General features: G+C 41.0%; 1 protein-coding gene. It reads right to left on the bottom strand.

From position 1 onward, the window contains the following. Positions 1-2,393 (bottom strand): type I restriction endonuclease subunit R (locus ACTHJT_RS11750; protein WP_440238371.1); only part of this gene is annotated, 2,393 nt, incomplete at its 3' end. Positions 2,394-2,600 lie beyond the last annotated feature (207 nt).

Here is a 2,600-nt window from a genome sequence, read left to right as displayed (position 1 = left end):
ATCTGCCCTTCTTTCTGTCTTATGTTGGTAACAGGATTTTTTATTTTTCTTACAGCGGCGCCAACGTGCTGAAGGAAAATGATGTCGAGTGCAATTTCATTAATCCGTGGATCGCTTTTTATTACCGGAACCAGCGCAGTCAGTTTCATTTCATTGAGCATAAACTGTTTGCTTCTTTCTTCATCGCTCAAAATATAATTCGTCGCGCTGCTAACTAATTTTAGCTTATCTCCTTTGCTGAGTGAATGCCATGCGCTGCAATCAAAATCTTTTGGCAAACTTTCTTTCAATGCAGCAACAAATTCAGTAGCGATTTCAAATGCTTCGGCGGTATCTATCGTTACATCTCCTTTGCCTCCGCTGCTTGTATATTTTTTGGTAGCGTCTCTCAGTTTATCGCCAATGCCAATATAGTCCACAATCAGGCCACTCGGTTTTTCTTCAAACACAGTGGCTACGCGATTGATCGCCTGCACCAGATTGTGGCCGCTCATGATTTTATCTACATACAAAGTATTCAACGGTGGATTATCAAAACCGGTGAGCCACATATCGCGTACGATTACAATCTTCAAAGGATCATCCGGATCTTTAAATCTTGCTTTTACCGCTTCCATACTTTCTTTAGTACGAACGTGAGGCTTCCATGCTGCCGGATCTTTGGCAATGTTGGTAGTCATTACTACCGCGGTTTCCGGGCAACCTTCCAATGCCGTTAGTGCATCACACATTTTTACACAATTTCTCCGGCTCATGCAAACGATCATTGCTTTTCCTTCCAGGTTCTTTGAGCGTTCGGTAAAATGTTTCAAAATATCTTTCGCTATTTCCTCAACCCGCTCTTTTGAGCCTGCAGCATCTTCCACCGCTGCCCACATCACTTTATTGCGATCTTTCTGGTCTAATCCATCCAGTATTTCTTCTGCTTCTTCTTCAATCCCCGGATTACCGAGATGAAGTTTTGCAAGCCGCGGTTCATAATAAATAGGAACCACCGCATGATCTTCTGTTGCTTGTTTGATATCGTACGTATGAATGATCTCGCCGAATACCTGTACTGTATCCGCATCTTTTGTATCAACCGGTGTTCCTGTGAAACCAATGAAGGAAGCATTGGGAACGGCCTTGCGCAGGTTGTTCGCAAAGCCCTGCAACAATCCATACTGGGTACGGTGGCATTCATCAGCAATTACAATAATGTTTTCCCGGTTACTCAATAAAGGATGTTCCGCTTCTCTTCCCTCTTCAACATCTTTCAACCGGAATTTTTCAATCGTGCTGAAAATAACACCGCCGCCATCGCCACTCAGAAGTGCCCTTAATTCATCGGTAGTCTGTGCGAGGGAAACATCGCCCACCAAATCTTTTGCGGCAACAAAATCTTCATACAACTGCTTATTCAGATCAAATCTATCTACCTGCACAATGATAGTAGGATTTTTTAATTCGTGCATCGTGCGAAGTATCCCTGTGTAGATTGCCATCGTGATGCTTTTGCCGCTGCGCGTGGTATGCCATATCACACCAATGCGCCCGTCACCAATGGGTTTGATGGCTTTTAATGTTTCTGCCAATGCGTATTGCACTCCAAAGAACTGGTGATATTTTGCACCTTTTTTTATCAGCACACCTTTATCCGGTTCATGAAAAATATAGGAACGGATGTATTGAAGCAAACGCTCTGGAACAAATAGCCCGTTTACGAGTGTTTCCAAAGCAAAATCAGATTCTACCACATTAATGCCATCCACGCTTTTCCACGAGGCAAACCATTCCATGCCGCTGCTGAACATACCATGAAAAGTAGTAGAGCCATCACTGATCACCGTAAGTTCATTGGTTTCAAAAACCTGCGGAATATCCTGGATATAATGTTGTATTTGGTTGAATGCATTATCTACGGTGGCATTTATATCAAACAGATTTTTGAACTCAAACAACACAATAGGCAGGCCATTGATAAAAATAATTAGGTCTGGAATTCGCCTGTTCCGGCCAACAATGGTAAACTGGTTTACTACGAGAAAATCATTCTTATCAATTTCATCGGGATTATAATTAATAGGATAAAAATGTTCAAAATGCTCTTTGCCATTATTGTCCTTCCATGTTTTGCTGATGCCTTTGCTCAGCTTAACATGAAAGGCATGGTTGCGCTGGTGAATATCTGTGCCGGCATTGAATAAAAATTCCTGTTTTACTTCTTCCAGGATTTTTGCAGGCACATGCGGATAAGTTTGTTGAAGGAAGTTCCCAAACACATCTTCCAATATCACTTTCTTGTGATTGCGAATGATATCGCCGCCAAATTTGTAATGATAAGGCTTTAATTGAAGCAACCATTCAATAGCCGCTTCTTCAATATCGCTTTCAGCAAGAAAATTATAGGGCATAAGCAGTAAATGAAGTTTTAATTACAATTTTTATTTTATGCAGTTTTTAAATTTTCAATTTGCTGCTCTTCTTCCTTCATCATAGCATCAATATCAATTTCACCGTACATAAGTCTGGGAAGAAGGGTATCTCTGATTTTTGACAACGATTTATTTTCGTTGTGGTTAAACAATTCTTTTGCACATAACGGTTCAATTACTCTATTG

The sequence above is a fragment of the Cytophaga sp. genome (assembly GCF_051961495.1).
GTDB lineage: Bacteria > Bacteroidota > Bacteroidia > Cytophagales > Cytophagaceae > Cytophaga.
Note: the sequence above shows the minus strand (reverse complement) of the source record. Positions and strands in the feature narration are given on the sequence as shown.